General features: G+C 69.8%; 21 protein-coding genes. 19 read left to right on the top strand and 2 right to left on the bottom strand.

Annotated features, from left to right (window positions below):
• The first annotated feature begins 24 nt into the window (after positions 1-24).
• The 13 genes from B9N97_RS01350 (at position 25) to B9N97_RS01405 (ending at position 12,321) form a co-directional block, all read left to right on the top strand.
• A complete protein-coding gene (locus B9N97_RS01350) occupies positions 25-798 on the top strand; it encodes an IclR family transcriptional regulator domain-containing protein (RefSeq protein ID WP_085082559.1) in 774 nt (257 codons plus the stop codon).
• A gap of 218 nt (positions 799-1,016) precedes the next feature.
• The gene (locus tag B9N97_RS01355; protein WP_085082561.1) at positions 1,017-2,090 is read left to right on the top strand and encodes an acyl-CoA dehydrogenase family protein; all 1,074 of its coding nucleotides are present in this window, start codon (positions 1,017-1,019) and stop codon (positions 2,088-2,090) included.
• 19 nt (positions 2,091-2,109) lie between these two features.
• Positions 2,110-3,252, top strand: a complete 1,143-nt coding sequence (locus tag B9N97_RS01360) for an acyl-CoA dehydrogenase family protein (RefSeq protein WP_085082563.1) — start codon at positions 2,110-2,112, stop codon at positions 3,250-3,252.
• Between the two features lie 60 nt (positions 3,253-3,312).
• On the top strand, positions 3,313-4,113 hold the full coding sequence (locus B9N97_RS01365) for a crotonase/enoyl-CoA hydratase family protein (RefSeq protein WP_085082565.1): 801 nt from the start codon (positions 3,313-3,315) through the stop codon (positions 4,111-4,113).
• A 46-nt stretch (positions 4,114-4,159) separates the two neighbouring features.
• Positions 4,160-4,618, top strand: coding sequence for an alcohol dehydrogenase catalytic domain-containing protein (locus B9N97_RS34645; protein ID WP_143266309.1), 459 nt, complete (start codon positions 4,160-4,162; stop codon positions 4,616-4,618).
• Positions 4,619-4,630: 12 nt separating this feature from the next.
• Entirely contained in the window at positions 4,631-5,107 is a 477-nt protein-coding gene (locus tag B9N97_RS34650) for a zinc-binding dehydrogenase (protein ID WP_280174723.1), read from the top strand.
• A gap of 22 nt (positions 5,108-5,129) precedes the next feature.
• Positions 5,130-5,681, top strand: coding sequence for a TRAP transporter small permease (locus B9N97_RS01375; RefSeq protein ID WP_085082567.1), 552 nt, complete (start codon positions 5,130-5,132; stop codon positions 5,679-5,681).
• Positions 5,681-6,970: a TRAP transporter large permease gene (locus B9N97_RS01380; protein WP_085082569.1), complete on the top strand. Its 1,290-nt coding sequence runs from the start codon at positions 5,681-5,683 to the stop codon at positions 6,968-6,970. Before B9N97_RS01375 ends, B9N97_RS01380 begins: the two co-directional genes overlap by 1 nt.
• A 48-nt stretch (positions 6,971-7,018) precedes the next feature.
• Positions 7,019-8,062 carry a TRAP transporter substrate-binding protein gene (dctP, locus tag B9N97_RS01385; protein ID WP_085082571.1) on the top strand — a complete coding sequence of 348 codons (1,044 nt, stop codon included), beginning with the start codon at positions 7,019-7,021 and terminating at the stop codon, positions 8,060-8,062.
• A 58-nt stretch (positions 8,063-8,120) separates the two neighbouring features.
• Positions 8,121-9,302, top strand: a complete 1,182-nt coding sequence (locus tag B9N97_RS01390; RefSeq protein ID WP_085082573.1) for a CaiB/BaiF CoA transferase family protein — start codon at positions 8,121-8,123, stop codon at positions 9,300-9,302.
• Positions 9,299-10,525: a CaiB/BaiF CoA transferase family protein gene (locus B9N97_RS01395; RefSeq protein WP_085082575.1), complete on the top strand. Its 1,227-nt coding sequence runs from the start codon at positions 9,299-9,301 to the stop codon at positions 10,523-10,525. Before B9N97_RS01390 ends, B9N97_RS01395 begins: the two co-directional genes overlap by 4 nt.
• A gap of 3 nt (positions 10,526-10,528) precedes the next feature.
• Positions 10,529-11,836 carry an MFS transporter gene (locus B9N97_RS01400; RefSeq protein ID WP_085082577.1) on the top strand — a complete coding sequence of 436 codons (1,308 nt, stop codon included), beginning with the start codon at positions 10,529-10,531 and terminating at the stop codon, positions 11,834-11,836.
• A complete protein-coding gene (locus B9N97_RS01405) occupies positions 11,833-12,321 on the top strand; it encodes a hotdog family protein (RefSeq protein WP_085082579.1) in 489 nt (162 codons plus the stop codon). The genes B9N97_RS01400 and B9N97_RS01405 overlap by 4 nt, the downstream gene beginning before the upstream one ends.
• A 10-nt stretch (positions 12,322-12,331) precedes the next feature.
• Here the strand turns inward: B9N97_RS01405 and B9N97_RS01410 are convergent, their stop codons facing one another.
• Complete coding sequence (locus B9N97_RS01410) at positions 12,332-13,279, bottom strand: AraC family transcriptional regulator (protein WP_085082581.1); 948 nt, start codon at positions 13,277-13,279, stop codon at positions 12,332-12,334.
• A gap of 99 nt (positions 13,280-13,378) precedes the next feature.
• Here B9N97_RS01410 and B9N97_RS01415 point away from each other — a divergent pair, with 99 nt between their 5' ends.
• Positions 13,379-14,119, top strand: coding sequence for an SDR family oxidoreductase (locus tag B9N97_RS01415; protein ID WP_085082583.1), 741 nt, complete (start codon positions 13,379-13,381; stop codon positions 14,117-14,119).
• A 15-nt stretch (positions 14,120-14,134) separates the two neighbouring features.
• Here B9N97_RS01415 and B9N97_RS01420 read toward each other — a convergent pair whose 3' ends face one another.
• Positions 14,135-15,037 carry a LysR family transcriptional regulator gene (locus B9N97_RS01420; RefSeq protein WP_085082585.1) on the bottom strand — a complete coding sequence of 301 codons (903 nt, stop codon included), beginning with the start codon at positions 15,035-15,037 and terminating at the stop codon, positions 14,135-14,137.
• Positions 15,038-15,141: 104 nt separating this feature from the next.
• Here B9N97_RS01420 and B9N97_RS01425 point away from each other — a divergent pair, with 104 nt between their 5' ends.
• The 5 genes from B9N97_RS01425 (at position 15,142) to B9N97_RS01445 (ending at position 17,532) form a co-directional block, all read left to right on the top strand.
• Positions 15,142-15,507 carry an ethanolamine utilization protein gene (locus B9N97_RS01425; protein ID WP_085082587.1) on the top strand — a complete coding sequence of 122 codons (366 nt, stop codon included), beginning with the start codon at positions 15,142-15,144 and terminating at the stop codon, positions 15,505-15,507.
• A gap of 115 nt (positions 15,508-15,622) precedes the next feature.
• The gene (locus B9N97_RS01430) at positions 15,623-16,165 is read left to right on the top strand and encodes a hypothetical protein (RefSeq protein WP_085082589.1); all 543 of its coding nucleotides are present in this window, start codon (positions 15,623-15,625) and stop codon (positions 16,163-16,165) included.
• A 224-nt stretch (positions 16,166-16,389) separates the two neighbouring features.
• Positions 16,390-16,845, top strand: a complete 456-nt coding sequence (locus tag B9N97_RS36635; RefSeq protein WP_085082591.1) for a hypothetical protein — start codon at positions 16,390-16,392, stop codon at positions 16,843-16,845.
• 35 nt (positions 16,846-16,880) lie between these two features.
• Positions 16,881-17,240 (top strand): hypothetical protein, encoded by a 360-nt coding sequence (locus B9N97_RS01440; protein ID WP_085082593.1) that lies wholly within the window; start codon positions 16,881-16,883, stop codon positions 17,238-17,240.
• 31 nt (positions 17,241-17,271) lie between these two features.
• Positions 17,272-17,532, top strand: coding sequence for a hypothetical protein (locus tag B9N97_RS01445; protein WP_085082595.1), 261 nt, complete (start codon positions 17,272-17,274; stop codon positions 17,530-17,532).
• Positions 17,533-17,542: the final 10 nt, after the last annotated feature.

Here is a 17,542-nt window from a genome sequence, read left to right on the forward strand (position 1 = left end):
CGCCCATGAGTTGGAGGAACCGAGATGCCGTCCTTTAAACCCGTGGTCGCCCTGATGCGTGGTCTGGACGTCCTCCAGGCGGTGAATGCGTCGCGGGAGGCGACGGTCGGATCGGTCCATGCCGCGACCGGGCTGGACAAGGCGACCGTGGTGCGGATGCTGGAAACGCTGGAACATGCCGGCTACATCGTGCGCGTCGCCGGCCGGCCGGCCTATGTTCCCTCCTGGCGCACCCTGCAGCTCAGCCAGGGCTACGACCTGCAGCGCAGCCTGGGTGCCGCGGCGGAACCGATCCTGACGAACTTCCGCAAATCCATCGGCTGGCCGTCGGATCTGGCGATCTGCGATCGCGGCGCCATGATCGTCGTCCAGACCAGCCGCGAACAGGGGCCGCTGTCCCTGAACCGCCGGCCCGGCTATCAGGCGCCGGTGCTGTCGACGTCGCTCGGCCGCGCCTATCTGGCCTTCTGCCCGGACGAGGAGCGGCAGGCCATCCTCGCCCAGATCGCCGCCCGACCGAATGCGGAGAGTGTCGATCTGGGCGAGGCCGACGCCATACTGGCGGAGGTGCGGGAGCGCGGCTTCGCCGTGATGGACGGCACCTACAGCGACCGCGAGTATGAGGGCCTCGTCTGGGCCATCGCCGTCCCGGTGATGAACGGCGAGCGCGCCTGCGCCTCGGTGAACATCCTGATGCTGCGCAACGCCATGTCCTACGAGATGGCGGTGGACCGCCTGCTGGAGCCGCTGAAAGCGACCGCCGCCCGCCTCGCCGAGGTTTTCCGCGCCCAGGGCTGATCCGGCCCGGCCATTTTCTCTCCGGCTTATCGGTCCAGTCGGGGCCGCCCTCTGCATGCGCGGATATGCGGCGCTTGGCCTTCCTCTCCCCTCGGCTATTGGTGGTGACCCTAACAAATTTGGTTGCCAACCAAACCATCCCCCTGTACGGTTTTAACAATGAAAAGGCGTTTCATACAGTGAAACGACAATGAACCGGCAAAGCTGGGGGGACGAAGATGAGCGAAACCGGTCGGATCCTCGTCGATACGGCGACCAGACTGTTCCAGAACATCGTCACGCCCAGGGAACTGGCCCGCGCCGAGGCGGGTGAGTGGCCGCAAGACGCCTGGAAGGCGGTGGAGGAGCTTGGCCTGCCGCTGGCGCTGGTCCCGGAGGACCAGGGCGGCTTCGGCATCGACCCTGTGGAGGCGCTGGCGGCGGTCCGCGTCGCCGCCGCTTTCGCGCTGCCGCTTCCGCTGGGCGAGTCGATGCTGGCGAACCGCCTGCTGGCCGGCGCCGGCATCGACGCGCCGGGCGGTGCGCTGTCGGTCGCGTCCGCCGCCATCCCCGCCGGCCGGCCGGCTTACCCTATTGATCTTGTGCCGGAAAACGGCGGCTGGCGGCTGACCGGGGTGGCGCGCCGTGTGCCCTGGGGCGGCAAGGTGTCCGGCGTCGTGGTGGTCGCCGAGGCCGCCGGCGTGCCGCATGTCGCGCTGGTTCCCGCCGGCCGCTTCGAGGTGGCGCCCGGCACCAATCTCGCCGGGGAGCCGCGCGACGACCTGACCTTCGATTGCGTGATGGAGCCGTCGCAGGTGGCGCCCGCAGCCGGTGTCACGCCGGAAGGCCTGCGCGCCGCCGGCGCTGCCCTGCGCAGCATCCAGATCGCCGGGGCGCTGGCGCGGGTTCTGGAGATGACGGTGCAGTACGCCAACGAACGGTCGCAGTTCGGCCGGCCCATCGGCAAGTTCCAGGCGATCCAGCAATCCCTCGCGGTGCTGGCCGGCCAGACCGCCGCCGCCGCCGCCGCCGCCGATCTGGCGGCGGAAGCCATCACCGCGCCCGCCGGCGACCATCGCATCGCCGTCGCCAAGGCCCGCACCGGCGAGGCTGCGAGCGTGGCGGCGGCCATCGCCCATCAGGTCCATGGCGCCATCGGCTTCACCCACGAACACAGCCTCCACCACCTCACCCGGCGCCTGTGGTCCTGGCGCGACGAGTTCGGCAACGACGCCGAATGGTCCCGCCGCCTGGGACACGCCGCCATCGCCGCAGGCGCCGATGGCCTGTGGCCGATGATCACGGCGGCCTGAGCAGCGGAGACACCCGACGATGACCGTATTCACCTTCCCCGCGCCCCCGCCCGCCGATGTCGAGGCGCTGCGTGCCGAAGTCCGCGACTTCCTCGCCACCGAACTGGCCGCCCGCAGGCCGCGCGACCGCGCCCGGTCCTGGAGCGGCTTCGACGCCGATTTCAGCCGCAAGCTGGGCGAACGCGGCTGGATCGGCATGACCTGGCCGAAGGCCTATGGCGGCCACGAACGCAGCGCGCTCGAACGCTATGTCGTGCTGGAGGAGATGCTGGCGGCCGGGGCGCCGGTGGCGGCCCACTGGATCGCCGACCGCCAGAGCGGCCCGCTGCTGCTGAAGGTCGGGACCGAGGAGCAGCGCCGGACGATCCTGCCGCGCATCGCCGCCGGTGAATGCTTCTTCTGCATCGGCATGAGCGAGCCGGATTCCGGGTCCGACCTTGCCGCGGTGCGAACCCGCGCCACCCCGGTGGACGGCGGATTCCGCGTCACCGGCACCAAGCTGTGGACCACCTACGCCCACAAATCCCACTACATGATCCTGTTCTGCCGCACCGGCGGCCAGGAGGAGCGGCAGGGCGGCACCAGCCAGTTGCTGGTCGACCTGAACACGCCGGGGGTTACCATCCGCCCCATCGCCGACCTGTCGGGCGAGCATCACTTCAACGAGGTGGTGTTCGAGGACGCCTTCATCCCGGACAGCGCCCTGATCGGCCGGATGGGCGACGGCTGGAACCAGGTGATGGGCGAGCTGGCCTTCGAGCGCAGCGGGCCGGAGCGGTTCCTGTCCTCCTTCACCCTGCTGGTGGAGCTGGTGCGCGCGCTGGGCAACGACCCGTCGGATCGCGCCAGGGAAGCCGTCGGCCGGCTGACCGCGCACATCGTCACGCTGCGGCGGCTGTCCCGATCGGTGGCCGGCATGCTCCAGAACGGCGAGAACCCGGCGCTGCAGGCCGCGCTGGTCAAGGATCTCGGTGCGCTGGTGGAGCAGGAAGTCCCCGAGATCGTCCGCGGCGTCGTGTCGGTGGAGCCGTCGCTGCAGGCCGACACCGAACTGGCCGCCGTCCTGGCCCACACCATCCTCAACGCCCCGGCCTTTTCGCTGCGCGGCGGCACCCGCGAGATCCTGCGCGGCATCATCGCCCGCGGCCTCGGCCTGCGCTGACGCATCGTCGACGCGACCGTGCAGGGCCGGAGAAGACACAATAGGAAGGACCCGACCGCCATGACCGACGCGGTGCTTGAAGAGAATGCGGATGGCATCGTCACGCTGACCCTGAACCGGCCGGAACAGCGCAACCCCATCTCCGACGAGGATGTGCTGGAAACGCTGATCGCCGCGCTGGCCCGGCTCGACGCCGACAACGCCACCCGCGCGATCATCGTCACCGGCGCCGGCAAGGCCTTTTCGTCCGGTGGAAACCTCAAGAAGATGGGGGCGTCGGGTGGGCTCAACGATCCGCTGCCGGCGCAGACCCGGCTGAACTACCGCCGCGGCATCCAGCGCCTTCCCCTGCTGATCGAGGCGATGGAGGTGCCGACCATCGCCGCGGTGAACGGGCCGGCCGTCGGTGCCGGTTGCGACCTCGCCTGCATGTGCGACCTGCGCATCGCCGGGGAAAGCGCCCGCTTCGCCGAAAGCTTCGTCAAGGTCGGCATCGTGCCCGGCGACGGCGGCGCCTGGTTCCTGCCGCGGGTCGTCGGCTTCTCCAAGGCCTGCGAGATGGCGCTGACCGGCGACGCCATCGACGCGCAGGAGGCGCTGGCCTGCGGGCTGGTCTCCCGCGTCGTGCCCGACGCCGATCTGCTGGCGGAGGCGCGGGCACTCGCCGCCCGCATCGCCGTCAACCCGCCGCACGCCGTGCGGATGACGCGGCGCCTGCTGCGCCAGGGCCGCAATGCCGACCTCGACAGCCTGCTGGAGATGTCCGCCGCGATGCAGGCGCTCGCCCACGCGACGGACGACCACCGCGAAGCCGTGGCGGGCCTGCTGGAGCGGCGGGACCCGCGTTTCACCGGCCGCTGACCCGCAGCCCCTCAAACCGGAAACCGCCGAACGGGAGGACAAGGCCATGCAGGCGATCGTCATGGAGGCCGGCGGGGTCTTCGCAGTGCGGGACGTGCCGCCCCCCGAACCGAAGCCCACGGAAGCGCTGGTGCGGGTGGAGGCGATCTCGCTCAACCGCGGCGAGGCGACGCGGGCGCTGTCCGCCCGGCCGGGCACACGGCCGGGCTGGGATCTGGCCGGCGTGGTGGAACGGCAGGCGGCCGACGGCTCCGGCCCCGCCACCGGGATCAGGGTCGCCGGACTGCTGGTCTCCGGCGCGTGGTCCGAGCTGGCCGCCGTGCCGATCCGCCAGTTGGCGGCGATCCCCGACGCAGTGACGACGGAACAGGCAGCCTGCCTGCCGGTCGCCGGATTGACGGCGCTGCACGCCTTGAGGCGGGGCGGCGATCTGCTGGGCAAGCGCGTGCTGGTCACCGGCGCCACCGGCGGCGTCGGGCATCTCGCCTGCCAACTGGCCCGGTAGGCCGGGGCGCGGGTGACCGCGATGGTCCGCACCGCCGCGGACGTGCCGCGCGCGCTCGGCTTCGGTGCCCACCATGCCGCCGTGACGGCGGAGGATCAGGGCGAGGCCGCAGGCGTCGGACCGTTCGACCTGATCGTCGAGTCCGTCGGCGGCCCGTCCCTGGCGCGGTCGCTGGGCATGCTGGCGCCCGGCGGCATCTGCGTCGTCTTCGGCGTCACCGGCGGCGCCGGGACCACCATCGACGCCCGCGCCTTCTACATGAGCGGATCGCGGACGGTGACCGGGCTCGCGGTCTTCGAAGAGATCAAAAGCGGCGAGCCGGCCGCGCGCGGCCTGTCCCTGCTGCTGGCGCTGGCCGCCGAGGGGCGGCTGGCGGCGGAGATCGCCGTCCGGCGCCCATGGACGGAGATGCCGGAGGCCGCCGCGGACCTGCTGGCCCGCCGGCACAAGGGAAAGACGGTGCTGCTCGTCCAGGACGGCGGCCGATAAAACATCGAGGGAGGTGCCAGGCATGAGCAAGACACGCGGACCGACGGGCATCCTCGACGCCGTCGACCACGTCTTCTCCTTGGTCGCGGCGGCCTGCATGATGCTGATCATGCTGGTTGTCGTGGCCGACGTGGTCATGAGGTATTTCTTCGCCATGCCGCTGGCATGGTCCTACGACGTGATCTCCCTGTACCTCATGGTCGGGATGTTCTTCTTCGGCGTGTCAGACACCCTGCGCGAGAACGGCCATATCGGCATCGACATCCTCCAGCGCAGCATGCCGGCACCGATGCGCCATGTCGGCGAGGCGGCCGGCTACCTGCTGTCGGCCATGGTCACGGCGGCGATCGGCTGGCTTGCCTTCCAGCGCTCGCTCTCCGCTTGGCAGAACGACGAGGCGCTGTCCGGCGCCTACCTGTGGCCGACCTGGATCGCGCTGGTGCCGGTCGTCATCGGCGGCCTTCTGCTGACGCTCCGCAATCTTCTGCTGACCGCGACCCACCTCCGGGACGCCTTCGGCGGCGCCCAGAGCGTCGACCACGCTCCCACCCCCAATCTGGAGGAACGCATCTGATGGTGGCGCTCGGCGGAATCTCCATTCTCTTCCTGATGCTGGCCTTCGGGCTGCCGGTGGCCTTCGCCATGGCGGTTTCCGGCGCGGCCGGGCTGCTGATGATCGGCGGCGTCGACATGGTGATGGGCATCCTGGAGACGGTGCCCTTCTCCACCGCCAACTCCTACGAGATGATCACCATCCCGATGTTCATCCTGATGGCGGAGTTCGTGATCCTCAGCGGAGTCGCCAACGACCTGTTCGCCGCGGCGGCCAAATGGGTCGGCCGGGTGCCGGGCGGCCTGGGCATGGCGACGGCAGTGGCCGGGGCCGGCTTCGGCGCCATCTCCGGATCCAGCACGGCGGCGGCGGCGACGTTGTCCTCCACCTCGATCCCGGCCATGCTGGAACAGGGCTACGAGCCGAAGCTGGCGGGCGGCGTGGTGGCGATCTCCGGCACGCTGGCGATGCTGATCCCGCCCAGCATCGCGCTGGTGCTCTACGGCATCATCGCCGACGTCAGCATCGGCGCGCTGCTGGTCGGCGGCATCATCCCCGGCATCCTGGTGACGCTGACCATCGTCCTGACCGTCTACCTGCTGGTCATCCAGGACCGCAGCCGCGCTCCCGCAGGCCGCAGCTATACGCTGCGCGAGAAATTCGCCTCGCTGAAGGTGTGCGGCGCCATGATCCTGCTGTTCTCCGGCGTCACCGGGACGATCTACGCCGGCATCGCCACCCCGACCGAGGCAGCGGGCATCGGCGCCTTCGGCGCGTTCCTGCTGGCGCTTCGCTCGGGCAACCTGACCGCCGGAACCCTGCGCGCCGCCCTGGTCCGCGCGGTCCATGCCACCGCGATGATCCTGATGATCATGCTGGGCGCCCATGTGTTCGGGACCTTCTTCACCCTGACGCAGATCACCCAGGAGCTGGTCCATTGGGTCGGGTCGCTCGACGTGTCGCCGTGGGTGATCATGGCGCTGATCCTGTTCGGCTATGTGCTGCTGGGCTGCGTCATGGACCAGATCGCCATCCTGATCCTGACCGTACCGGTGGTGCTGCCGGTCGTCCTGTCGCTGGGCTTCGACCCGGTCTGGTTCGGCGTGATCGTCGTCATCACGGCGGAGGTCGGCATGGTGACCCCGCCGATGGGACTGAACGTCTTCGTCGTCGCCCGCTACACCGGCCGGCCGCTGGAGGAGATCTTCGCCGGCGTGATGCCCCATGTGGTGGCGCACCTGATCCTGATCGCGGCGCTGACCGCTTTCCCGCAGATCATCACCTGGCTGCCGTCGACGATGCGCTACTGACCCGCGGCCAAACGACAACAAACCTGCAGAAAAATCCGGAGGAAACCTATGAAGCCGACCACCGCCGCGACGCTGTTCGCCGTCACCGCCCCGCTGGCACTCACCCTCGCCGTCACGGCGTCTCCGGCGATGGCCCAGCAGACGAAACTGCGCGTCGCCGACTCCTTCCCCGCCGGCCACTATGTCGTCGAATACGGCACCAAGCCCTGGATGGATGAGATCAAGCGCCTGACCAACGGCAAGGTGGATTTCGAATACTATCCGGCCGAACAGTTGGGCAAGGCCAAGGACCTGCTGTCCTTGACGCAGAACGGCGTGGCCGACATCGGCTATGTCGCGCCGGCCTTCGTGACCGACAAGCTGCCGCTGTCCACCGTGGCCGAACTGCCGGAGGCCTTCAACACCTCCTGCGCCGGCACCAACGCCTATTGGCAGCTGGTCAAGCCCGGCGGCATCCTCGACAAGCGCGAGATCGGTCCGGCGGGCATGCGGGTGCTGTGGACGATGGTCCTGCCGCCCTACCAGCTTTACATGGGCAAGACCGGAATCGAGGGCATCGACGTCGTCAAGGGCAAGAAGATCCGCACGACCGGCGCCGCGAAGGAACTGGCGATCCGCAAGATGGGCGCCGTGCCGGTGCAGATCCCGACCCCCGACGTGCTGGAGGCGCTGTCGCGCGGCACCGTCGACGGGATGCTGTTCCCGCATTCCAGCGTGCTGTCCTACGACCTGCAGAACACCGTGAAGTCGGCGACCGTCGGCGAGAATCTGGGCAGCTTCGTCATCACCTACATGATCAGCAAGCGCAAATGGGACCAGCTGCCCGCGGATGTCCGCGACGCCATGGACAAGGCCGGCGAGACCATCAACCACAACGCCTGCGAAAAGACCGACCGTGACGAGGCCGCCGACATCGAACGGCTGAAGAAGGCCGGGGTGACCATGGTCCATCTGCCGGACGCGGAAAGCGCGAAGCTGAAGGACATGCTGTCGTCGGTCAGCAAGGAATGGGCGGACAACCTGGACAAGCGCCGCCTGCCCGGCAGCGAGGTGCTGGCCGCCTTCCAGCAGGCGCTGAAGGACGGGAAATAATCGCCCTGGACCTGATACCCGCTCCGCTTCACAGGTTAGCCGCTTCACAGGAAAACCGATGACGTCCGACCAGTCTTCCCAAATCTGGTGTCCGCTGGCCGGCACCAGGGTGGTCGATTTCTCAGCCCTGTTGCCGGGTCCCTTCATCTCCACGGTGCTGGCCGATCTGGGCGCCGGCGTCGTGAAGGTCGAGCCGCCCGGCGGCGACAGCGCCCGCAGCTATCAGCCGGCGATGTTCGCGGCGGTCAACCGCGGCAAGCGGAGCCTGACCCTCGACCTCAAGGACCCGCAGTCCGCGCCCATCGTGGCGCGGCTGGCGGGCTGGGCCGACGTGGTGATCGAATCCAGCCGACCCGGCGTCGCCGACCGGCTGGGCATCGGATACGCGGCGCTCAGCGCGCTGAACCCGCGGATCGTCTACTGCTCCGTCTCCAGCTTCGGCCAGTCGGGACCGGCGCGGGACCGTCCGGCCCACGACATCAACATCATGGCGGCGGCCGGCGCGCTCGGGCTTCCCGGCCATTGGAGCCGCCCGCCGTCCCGCCCCAGCATTCCGGTCGGCGACTTCGCGGCGGGGGCGCTGGCCGCCGCCTCCATCACCGCGGCGCTGGCGGAGCGGGACCGCACCGGACGCGGCCGGCATCTCGACGCCAGCCTGTTCGGCGCCGTGCTCTATTGCGCCGGCCTGCGCCATGGCACCGAGCCGCAGCAGGATCCGCGCGCCCATCTCAGCCCGGCCAACGACATCTACCGGACCGCCGACGGCCGCTGGATCGCGCTCGGCCTGATGGAGGACCATTTCTGGCGGCGCTTCCGCGCGGCGGTGGCGACCCAGCCGTCCGGCCCCGCTGCGGAGGCGCTCTCCGACCCGGCATTCGACAGCCATTCCGGCCGTCAGGAGCATGGCGACCGGCTCGCCGGCCTGCTGGCGGAGGTGATCGCCGGCGACAGCGCCGACCGTTGGATCGCGAGGCTGACCGAGGCCGACGTGCCGGCCGACATCTGCCGCCTGCCCCACGAGGCCGCCGCCTCTCCGCAGGCGGAGGCGCTGGGCCTGTCGGTCGCCGGTCCCGACGGGCGGCAGGTCGGCTTTCCCGTCCGCGCCGACAAGCGGACCTCCCCCCTGCATGCACCGGCGCCGGCCCTGAACGGCGACGCCGAGGCCATCCTGGCGGAAATCGCTGCGGAGATCGGCGCTCCGCCCCCGCCCAACTTCCCTCATCACGGAGGCCCGGCATGAACGGCCCGCTGCACGGCGTTCGGATCCTCGATCTCACCTCTGTCCTGGTGGGTCCCTATGCGACGCAGATCCTGGGCGATCTCGGCGCCGATGTCCTCAAGGTCGAATCCCCGGCCGGCGACAATGTCCGCGGCATCGGGCCAATGCGCCATCCCGGCATGGGGGCCATCTTCCTGCATGCCAACCGCTCCAAGCGCAGCATCGTGCTGGACTTGAAGGCGCCGGACGGGCGGCAGGCGCTGCTCGATCTGGCCCGCGGCGCCGACGTCCTCATCCACAATGTCCGGCCGCGCGCCATGGCGCGGCTCGGTCTGTCCTACGAGGATCTCGCCGCGGTCAACCCGTCGATCATCTACGCGGCGGTCACCGGCTTCGGCCAGGACGGCCCCTATGCGGAAAAGCCGGCCTACGACGACCTGATCCAGGGGGCGGCGGCGATTCCCACCCTGATCGCCGACTCCTCCGGCGGCGATCCGCGCTATGTGCCGGCGACCATGGCCGACCGCACCGTCGGGCTGCACGCCGTCTATGCGGTCGCCGCCGCCCTGTTCCAGCGCGAGCGCACCGGCGAAGGGCAGGAGATCGAAATCCCGATGTTCGAGGCGATGACCGAGTTCGTCCTCGGCGACCATATGGGCGGCAAGACCTTCGAACCGCCGCTGGGTCCCACCGGCTATCCCCGGCTGCTCGCCCGCCACCGCCGCCCCTACCGCACCAGCGACGGCCACATCTGCGTGGTGATCTACAACGACAAGCAATGGCGCAACTTCTTCGCGCTGATCGGGCGGGACGGCGAACTCGACAGCGACCCCCGCTTCGCCGACATCGGCAGCCGCACCCGCCACATCAACGAACTGTACGGGCTGGTCGCCGACGCCATCGCCACCCGCAGCACGGCGGACTGGCTGGCCGCCCTGACCAAGGCCGACATCCCGGTGATGCCGCTGCACACGCCCGACAGCCTGATCGACGACGGCCACCATGCGGCCACCGGCTTCCTGCGGCCGGTCGAGCATCCCCATGAGGGGACGGTGCGCTCCATCGGCGTGCCGACCCGCTGGTCCGGCCGCCGTCCCGAACCCGTCCGCCAGGCCCCGCGCCTGGGCGAGCACAGCGTGGAGCTGCTGCGCGAGGCCGGATACGACGAAGAGCGGATCGCCGACCTGCTGGCGCGCGGCGTCACGCGAAGCCCCTCTCCGGCCGCCACCACCGTGGAGGGCTGAGCCTTGCCCTTCGGCAGCCGGACCGGCGGGGCGCCGCCACGGAACCCGACCCTGCTGCCGGCGCTGCTCGTCGTCCTGTTCGCCTTCCTTTTCAACTTCGTGGCGCGGGGGGTTGCCGATGCCTACACGGTGTTCCTGGTTCCCATCGAACAGGAAACCGGCTGGCCGCGCAGCACCCTGACCAGCGTCTATGCGCTTTACATGCTTGTGCAGGGCCTCGCCGCGCCCGTCAGCGGCATGGCCTTCGAGCGGTTCGGCCCGCGCGTCGTCTACCCGGCGGGTCTGGTTCTGCTGGCGCTGGCGACGCTGGGCGGCAGCATGCTGGAGGCGCGCTGGCAGCTCCATCTCTATCTCGGCATCGTCACCGGGCTCGGCGTCGCCGCCATCGGCATGATCCCGGCGGCGGCGCTGATCGGCCGCTGGCACCGCCGGCATCTCGGCACGGCCATCGCCATCGCCTACGCCGGTTTCGGGTCGGGCATCCTGGTGATCGCGCCGCTGGCGCAGCTGCTGATCGAAAGGCTCGGCTGGCGCGGCGCCTATCAGGCGATGGGCCTGCTGCTCGCCGCGCTCGCCCTGCCGGTGCTTCTGCTGCCGTGGCGCCGGCTGGCCGACGGCCGTCCGGCGGAAGATGGCGCCACCACCCCCGTCCGCCGCGCCGGGACCGGATGGCGCCTGCCGGAGGCCATGCGGACCCTGCCCTTCTGGGGTCTGGTCCATGTCCTGTTCTTCACCGCCTTCGGCATGTACATCGTCATCGTCCAGGTCGTGGCGATGCTGGTGGAAAGCGGCTATCCGCCGATCGAGGCGGCGGCGGCCTTCGGCTCGGCCGGCATGCTGTCGGTGGCAGGCGTGATCGCCGCGGGCGGCCTGTGCGACCGCATCGGCTTCCGCACCACGGCGCTGGCGAGCTTCGCCGGCACGCTGGCCGGCATCCTCTGCCTGATCGGCCTGTATGGGCGGCCGAGCCCGATCCTGCTTGCCGGCTACACGCTGCTGTTCGGCATCGCCCAGGGGGCGCGCGGTCCCATCGTCTCCACCCTGACCAGCCGGATCTTCGTCGGCGGTTCGGCGACCATCTTCGGCAGCATCTACGCCACCATGTCGATCGGCGCGGCGCTGGGGGCATGGCTGTCCGGCCTGCTGCACGACCTCACGCAGGGCTACGCGGTCTCGCTGGTGGTGGCCGCCGCCGCCATCGGCGCGGCCCCCCTGCCCTTCCTTCTCAGCCCGGCGATCGCCGGGGCGATCCCGGCCACGCCGCCGCTGCGGGCCGGATCGGCCATCACTGCAAAAGGGGACGCACCATGACCATCGGTAACCAGGACCAGGAAGGCCCGACCATCGGGCTCGGCTTCCATTTCGAGGATCTTCCCGTCGGCACACGCTTCCGCACGGTCGCCCGCACGATCACCGAATCCGACCTCACCGCCTTCGTGAATCTCAGCTGGTTCACCGAGGAGCTTTTCACCAACACCGCCGACCGCGAGCATATGGCGATCGCCGGCCGGGTCGTGCCGGCGGCCCTGGTCTATTCCTTTTCAGAAGGCCTGCTGACCGCCAGCATGCAACGCACCGGCCTCGCCTTTCTCAACGCCGAAATCGACGTGAAGGCGCCGACCTTCGTCGGCGACACCATCCATGTCGCCTGCGAGGTGATCGAGGCCCGCCCGACCTCCAAGCCGGGCCGCGGCCTGATCCGCACGTTCAATCGCGTGACGCGGCAGGACGGCACGATCGTCCTCACCTACAACCCCCTGCGCATGCTGCGGACCCGCGACGGCGCACCAGGATAAGCCGCCATCCTCACGGCGCGGCGCCGGCCGGCAAGGCTTCCGAAAGCGTCGCCTCCCCCTCCTCCTGCCGGCGGGCATAGACCGTCGGCGGAACGCCGACATGGCGGGTGAAGGCGACGCTGAAGGTGCTGGCGGAACTGTAGCCGACATGCTCGGCGACGTCGGCGATCCCGCCGTCGCGCCGGCGGAGCATGTCCTTGGCCAGGGCCATGCGCCATTGCAGCAGATATTCCATGGGGGCGACGCCGACCGCCTGCCGGAACCGCTCGAAGAAGGTCGAACGCGACAGCGCCGCCTCCTTCGCCAATTGACCGACCGTCCAGGGTGCCGCCGGCCTTTCATGGATGTGCCGAAGGGCGACGGCGAGCCGGTCGTCGCCCAGCCCCCGCAGCAGCCCAGGCGATCCCGCCGACACCGTGGTGGACCGCAGGGCCTCGATCAGCAGAATCTCCAGCAGCCGCGCCAGGATCACCTCGCGCGCCGGCCTCAGCGCGCGCGACTCCTCGTTCACCATCCGCACCAGCGCACTCAACCGCTTCTCGCCGCGGACATGCACCAGCTGCGGCAGCAGCGACACCAGCAGGTCGGCGTCGGGCGACGCGAAGGCGCAGTAACCGACCAGATTGCAGACGTCCGGTGACCGGTCGGGACTGCCCAGCAGATATTCGCCCGGCCGCAGTTCGACCGGGCGGGTATCGGCGGCCCCCGGCGGCATCGGCTCGATGCTCGCCACCGTGAACTCGTAGGCGGCGGGGATCAGCACGAAGTCATCCGCCTCCAGGGTGATCGGCTCGCCCCCGCCAGGGCTCAGGCGGCACGAGCCGTCGAGGACCACGCAATAGAATGGCCGCCCGGCCTCCGTCCGCCGCACCCGCCAGCTGCCGGCCCCATAGGTGAGCTTCGAGAAGGAGGCGCTGGGGCGGAGCAGGCTGACCACCTGCGCCAGGGGGTCGACCATGTTCGGACTCCTGCAAATGAATCCCGGACTTCCGATTGTAGATGGTCCGGCCGTTGCGGTCTATCTTCCGCTTCGCACCATTTCGGCAGGAGCCATTCCATGAAAACCATCCTCATCACCGGCTGCTCGTCCGGCTTCGGCCTGGAAACGGCCCGTCATTTCCTCGACCGCGACTGGACGGTCATCGCCACCATGCGCACCCCGCGCGAGGATGTACTGCCCCGCTCCGACCGGCTGCGCATCCTCCGCCTCGACGTCACCGATGCGGACAGCATCGGCCGGGCGGTGGAACAGGCCGGGCCGGTCGATGTGCTGGTCAACAATGCCGGCATCGGCCTGCTGGGCGCGCTGGAAGGGGTGACGATGGACGGCGTGCGCGAGATCTTCGCGACCAACACCTTCGGCGCCATGGCGATGACGCAGGCGCTGCTGCCGCAATTCAGGGCGCGGAAGTCGGGCGTCATCGTCAACGTCACCTCCAGCGTGACGCTGAAGCCGCTGCATCTGCTCTCGGTCTATACGGCGAGCAAGGCGGCGGTGAACGCCTTCACCGAATCGCTGGCTCTGGAACTGGAGCCGTTCAATATTCGGACGCATCTGGTCCTTCCCGGCCGGGCGCCCGACACCGCCTTCGGCGAGAATGCCCGGTCCCGCATGCGCGACGCCATTCCGGAGGCTTATGCGCCCCTGGCGCAAAGCGTCTTCGCGGCATGGCAGCAGCCGGGTCCGGTCACCCACGCCGCCGATGTCGCGGAAACGGTGTGGCGCGCGGCGACCGATCCGTCCTGCCCGATGCGCCTTGCCGCCGGTGCCGACGCGGTGGCGCTCGCATCGGCCTGAGGATCGCACTTTCGGTCAGCCGCTGCTCCGAAGTGCGTCCGCGACGGCGCGGACGGCCGGAGACAGCGGCGCACCCGCTGCATAATAGAGGTGGAATCCGGGAAAACTCGGCGACCAGTCGGTCAAGACCCGCAGCAGTCGTCCATCTTCGATCATCGGCTGCACGACGCGGTCGATGCCATGCCACAGTCCGACGCCGCCGATCGCCGCATTCAGCATGAGGTCGGCGTCGTCCGTAACCAGCGTGCCGCCGACGTCGAGCACCACCGTCTCGCCGTCGCGCTCGAACGTCCAGCGATAGAGCGCGCCGGCCGGGCCGCTGAGGCAGCCGATACAGCGGTGGCGCACCAGATCGGCGGGATGGAGCGGCGGCGGATGATCGGCGAAATAGCCGGGCGAGCCGACGACCGCGGCGGTGAACGGCTTGGTCAGCGCCACGGCCACCATGTCCTGCGCCACATCGTTGCCGTACTGGATACCAAGGTCGAACCCGTCTGTCAGGTCGCCCGGCCACTCCGCCGTACGCACATCCACCGTCACATGCGGACAGTCGCGGGCCAGCCGCCGGACCGCCGGCTCGACCAGCATCTGGATCGCCAGCCGCGGCGCCGCCAACCGAACAGTCCCGACCGGCGCACCCTCGGGTATACCGACCGCTGCCACGGCATCGTCCAGCCGCGCCAGCACCGGCCGCAAATCCTGCAGGAGCTTGGCGCCGGCTTCGGTCACCGTCACCGCCCGCGTGGTCCGGTTCAGCAGCCGCTGGCCGACCCGATCCTCGAAGGCGCGGACCGCGTGGCTCAGCGTCGACGGCGTCAGGCCCAGTTCCGCCGCCGCCCGGCGGAAACTGCAGGCTTCCGCCACCGCGACGAAGGCCCGCAGCTCCGCATATTCCCCCGGCTTCAGGCGTCTGCGCATTGTTGAATGTCACCCACCATGCTGTTCAACCGCTGCCGCCTTATGCAGAAGCCCGGCCGATACTAGCTGAGGTGGATCGGACCCACCATTCCAAGGAGGCGTAGATGACCGTCCGCAAATTCGCCCTGACAGACGTTTCGCTGGAGCGCACCCCCGGCCAGCAGGCCGACGTGTTCGTCGGCAACGCGATCGACCAGCGCCACGGCGCCCCGATCACCATCGGCTATGGCCGCTACGAGCCCAACCAGAGCATCGACGAGGATATTGCCGTCGACGACGTGATGGTGGTGCTGGAGGGGCGGGTCTCGGTCGCGTCCGATGCCGGCACGGTCACAGCCGGCCCCGGCGAGATCGTCCACATGCCAAAGGGCTCGTCCGTCACCATCCGCTCGCACGAGCAGGGCGCTCTGACCGCCTACGTCACCTATCCGCACTGGCAGGAGGCGCATCCCGACGCAAAACCGCGCTGATCGGGAAAAGGCGCAAGTTTGTGGTGCGGCTCACATCCCGGAATCCGAGGCTTGGGTAGGGTCTGTCCATCGGCAACACGCCGCATCCCGCGGCCCCGAGACAGGAGACCAGATCATGATCCGCACCTCCCTGCTGACCGGCTTCGCTTCGCTCGCCCTGTTCGCCGCCCCGGCGATGGCCCAGAACATCTCCGACATCTCCAACACCGCGGCCGGCATCGGCAACACCGCCAACCAGAGCGCGCTGGTCATGCAGAAGTCGAAGGGTCCCTTCGCCGGGCCGAACGTCGCCACCGTGTCGAACCTCGCCGCCGGCATCGGCAATACCGCCAACCAGGGCGCCTTCGTGAAACAGCGCAGCGGCGGCGTGTTCGGCGGCGGCTCGGCGGCGATCATCGGCAACACCGCCGCCGGCATCGGCAACAATGCCGGCCAGATGGCAACGGTGATGCAGCGCAGCGGCGGCCTGCTGAGCGGCGGCTCGGTCGCCAATGTCGGCAACACGGCGGCCGGCATCGGCAACACCGCCCTGCAGAACGGCACCGTGCTGCAGCGCTCCGGCGGGCTGCTCGGCCCCTTCAACCACAGCTCCATGCAGAACCTGTCGGCCGGTGTCGGCAACTTTGCCGGCCAGAGCGCCCTGGTCAAGCAGCGCTGACCGCCACTCCTCCTTCCAGGCTTCCTCCCCAGACCTCGCTCCGGCCGGACCCCGGCCGGAGCATTCTTTTGCCCGCATGGTGCCGCCGGAACCTTCCCGGAAAACGCCCGCCAACTGTGGGTCAGCTCACAGAAGCAATCCCGGCGCTTCACTAAGCTTTCTTCAAGAGAACATCGGGGCGCGGAAGCCCGAAGCCTCACCCTCCATCGAAGGAAACCCCCGCCATGATCCGCAATTTCGCTCTCGGCGCTCTCGCCACCGCCCTGCTCGCCACCCCCGCCCTGGCGCAGCCCAAATCCGCCGCCGGTCCCGGCCTGCCCGCCATGATGGCCGTTCCCGGTCTGACCAGCACCAACGTCGCCAACGCCACCAATGTCGGCGCCGGCATCGGCAACTCGGCGCAGCAGCAGGGCGCCGTCTTCCAGGGCGGCGGCAGTGCGCCCATTCGCGGCGTCGGCCCGCTGGTCAGCACCAATGTCGGCACCGCCACCAACGTCGCCGCCGGCATCGGCAACAGTGCCGGACAGAGGCTGCTCGGCTTCCAGGGCAACGGCGTTCAAGTCGGGCTGAATTTCAGCGGCCGTGGACCTCTGGTCAGCACCAATGTCGGGGTCGGCACCAACGTCACCGCCGGCCTCGGCAACAGCGCCGGCCAATCGCTGACCGGCCTGCGCCGCTGATCCCCCATCCCCACCCCTCGCCCGGGAGGCCACCGATGCCGAAGCTCCCGCCCAGACTCCCGACAATCCTGGCCATCGCTGCGCCCGTCCTGCTGTTCGCCGGTCTTTCGGCACCGGTGCAGGCCGGCTCCCTCGCCTGCCAGACGGTCAACGGCAAGACCGTCTGCATGCGGGGATCGGGAACGCTGAGCTGCGTGACGCTCGACGGCCTGACCCGCTGCTCCGCCACGCCGTCCGACCCGCGGTCGGAGGTCGTTCCCGACGCGGAGACCCTTCTGCTCCCCCGCCCGGTCGCCCCCGACCTGCGCGGCCTCCTCGACCGCCGGGGCTTCCCCTTCGGCCATCAGGCCCGCTCCGTCGACCTGGATGACGACGACGACCCCGACATCGACTGAACCCCACCGCAACCGAACCGGAGACACCGCCATGTCCCGTCTTTTGACCCTGTCGCTGGCGCTCGCCACCATCGCCGCGGCGCCGGCCTTCGCCGCGACGCCGACCCTGTCCTACACGCGGGCGGCCACGCTCGGCCCGCTGATCCTCCAACCGGCCCCCGGCATCCCGAAGCCGCCGCCCTGCCTGACCTGCGGCCGGACGACCCTGCCGGGGATCACGCCGGGTCCCACCTTCGGCGGCGACCGCGCCCTGAACCCGCAGCCTCTGCCACCGAAGGCGATCTTCCGCTGAATTCGAACCT

The sequence above is a fragment of the Azospirillum oryzae genome (genome assembly GCF_900177515.1).
Lineage (GTDB): Bacteria > Pseudomonadota > Alphaproteobacteria > Azospirillales > Azospirillaceae > Azospirillum > Azospirillum oryzae_A.

Excerpts from the sequence above, each read along its gene's own strand:
- B9N97_RS01420 (WP_085082585.1), bottom strand. The coding sequence starts at position 15,037 with ATGCGCAGACGCCTGAAGCCGGGGGAATATGCGGAGCTGCGGGCCTTC.
- B9N97_RS01415 (WP_085082583.1), top strand. The coding sequence starts at position 13,379 with ATGAAAACCATCCTCATCACCGGCTGCTCGTCCGGCTTCGGCCTGGAA.
- B9N97_RS01360 (WP_085082563.1), top strand. The coding sequence starts at position 2,110 with ATGACCGTATTCACCTTCCCCGCGCCCCCGCCCGCCGATGTCGAGGCG.
- B9N97_RS01410 (WP_085082581.1), bottom strand. The coding sequence starts at position 13,279 with ATGGTCGACCCCCTGGCGCAGGTGGTCAGCCTGCTCCGCCCCAGCGCC.
- B9N97_RS01425 (WP_085082587.1), top strand. The coding sequence starts at position 15,142 with ATGACCGTCCGCAAATTCGCCCTGACAGACGTTTCGCTGGAGCGCACC.
- B9N97_RS01375 (WP_085082567.1), top strand. The coding sequence starts at position 5,130 with ATGAGCAAGACACGCGGACCGACGGGCATCCTCGACGCCGTCGACCAC.
- B9N97_RS36635 (WP_085082591.1), top strand. The coding sequence starts at position 16,390 with ATGATCCGCAATTTCGCTCTCGGCGCTCTCGCCACCGCCCTGCTCGCC.
- B9N97_RS01395 (WP_085082575.1), top strand. The coding sequence starts at position 9,299 with ATGAACGGCCCGCTGCACGGCGTTCGGATCCTCGATCTCACCTCTGTC.
- B9N97_RS01405 (WP_085082579.1), top strand. The coding sequence starts at position 11,833 with ATGACCATCGGTAACCAGGACCAGGAAGGCCCGACCATCGGGCTCGGC.
- B9N97_RS01430 (WP_085082589.1), top strand. The coding sequence starts at position 15,623 with ATGATCCGCACCTCCCTGCTGACCGGCTTCGCTTCGCTCGCCCTGTTC.
- B9N97_RS01355 (WP_085082561.1), top strand. The coding sequence starts at position 1,017 with ATGAGCGAAACCGGTCGGATCCTCGTCGATACGGCGACCAGACTGTTC.
- B9N97_RS01445 (WP_085082595.1), top strand. The coding sequence starts at position 17,272 with ATGTCCCGTCTTTTGACCCTGTCGCTGGCGCTCGCCACCATCGCCGCG.
- B9N97_RS34645 (WP_143266309.1), top strand. The coding sequence starts at position 4,160 with ATGCAGGCGATCGTCATGGAGGCCGGCGGGGTCTTCGCAGTGCGGGAC.
- B9N97_RS01390 (WP_085082573.1), top strand. The coding sequence starts at position 8,121 with ATGACGTCCGACCAGTCTTCCCAAATCTGGTGTCCGCTGGCCGGCACC.
- B9N97_RS01365 (WP_085082565.1), top strand. The coding sequence starts at position 3,313 with ATGACCGACGCGGTGCTTGAAGAGAATGCGGATGGCATCGTCACGCTG.
- B9N97_RS01350 (WP_085082559.1), top strand. The coding sequence starts at position 25 with ATGCCGTCCTTTAAACCCGTGGTCGCCCTGATGCGTGGTCTGGACGTC.
- B9N97_RS01440 (WP_085082593.1), top strand. The coding sequence starts at position 16,881 with ATGCCGAAGCTCCCGCCCAGACTCCCGACAATCCTGGCCATCGCTGCG.
- B9N97_RS01380 (WP_085082569.1), top strand. The coding sequence starts at position 5,681 with ATGGTGGCGCTCGGCGGAATCTCCATTCTCTTCCTGATGCTGGCCTTC.
- dctP (WP_085082571.1), top strand. The coding sequence starts at position 7,019 with ATGAAGCCGACCACCGCCGCGACGCTGTTCGCCGTCACCGCCCCGCTG.